At 68.4% G+C, this 1,346-nt stretch carries 1 protein-coding gene; it reads left to right on the plus strand.

The window, feature by feature from the left end; all coding sequences use genetic code 11:
• Nucleotides 1–47 precede the first annotated feature (47 nt).
• Complete coding sequence (locus ABZ896_RS52770) at nt 48–1,313, plus strand: IS30 family transposase (protein WP_360946689.1); 1,266 nt, start codon at nt 48–50, stop codon at nt 1,311–1,313.
• Nucleotides 1,314–1,346 lie beyond the last annotated feature (33 nt).

A 1,346-nucleotide genomic window follows, 5' to 3' on the forward strand; every position in this document is an offset into this window, starting at 1 on the left:
CTTCAGTTCAAGAGGTCGTTGCAACACCCCGTTCGTAGGGAGTTGCAGTGGACTTCGAGATCCGGGAGGACCGGAGGCCGCAGGGCCCCCGGAAGCTGCTGAAGGAGCGTGAGCTCTACCTTTCCCTTGTGGATCAAGGGATGGGGAACGCGCAAGCGTGCCGGATCGTGGGAGTGCACGAGCGGACCGGCAGGGATTGGCGTTACGGACGGCCGGAGGGCCGTGTGAAGAGGCCGCGACCGCGGGCGAAGGATGCGCCGGCGGTCGCGGTCCTTGGTGTCAGAGCACCCAGGACCCGCCTGATCGAGGTCCGTGGTGACTCGCGTTACCTCGGTGAGGATGAGCGGATACACATCGCCGACCGTTTGCGGGAGAAGGCGACAGTCCGCGCGATCGCGGCCGAGCTGGGCCGCAGTCCCTCGACCATCAGCCGGGAGATCCGCCGCAACCGCCACCCCGTGAACGGCCAGTACCGGCCGCACGCGGCACACGCCCGGTCCAGGGCCCGCCGTCCGCGCCCCAAGGGCGGGAAGATCGCGGCGTCTGTGCTACTGCGTGACACCATCCAGGCATGGCTGGGGCTGAAGTGGAGTCCTGAGCAGATCAGCCGGAGCCTGCGCCTGTACTTCCCCGACCGGCCGGAGATGCACGTGTCGCACGAGACGATCTATCAGGCCCTCTACGTCCAGGGCCCGGGCGAGCTGCGCCGCGGACTCACCAGGGCCCTGCGCACCGGCCGCACCCTCCGCAAGCCTCAACGCCGTCCCGACCAGCGGATCCCGCGCTATCCGGCACCGATGGTGATGATCAGCGACCGGCCGGCCGAGGCCGAGGACCGGGCCGTTCCCGGCCACTGGGAGGGAGACCTGATCATCGGCAAGAACAACGGCTCCGCGATCGGCACCCTGGTCGAGCGGACCACCCGCTACGTGATGCTGGTCCACCTGCCCGGCAACCGCGACACCATCACCGTCCGTGACGCGCTGATCGACACCGTCGGCGCCCTCCCGGCCCACCTGCGGCGCTCGCTTACCTGGGACCAGGGCTCAGAGATGGGCCTGCACCACCAGTTCTCCATGGCCACCGGCATGCCCGTCTACTTCTGCGACCCCTCCAGCCCCTGGCAGCGCGGCTCGAACGAGAACACCAACGGACTGCTGCGGCAGTACTTCCCGAAGGGCACCGACCTGTCACGGCACGACCGCGAGGACCTGGACGCCGTCGCCGCCGAACTCAACGGCCGCCCACGCAAAACGCTCGACTGGGAAACCCCAGCCGAGCGCCTCGCTAAGCTCCTCGCAACAGCCGCATGATCAGCGGTGTTGCCACGAACCCTTGAATTCGCC

The organism is Streptomyces sp. NPDC047072 (genome assembly GCF_040643855.1).
In the GTDB taxonomy this organism is placed as follows: Bacteria; Actinomycetota; Actinomycetes; order Streptomycetales; family Streptomycetaceae; genus Streptomyces.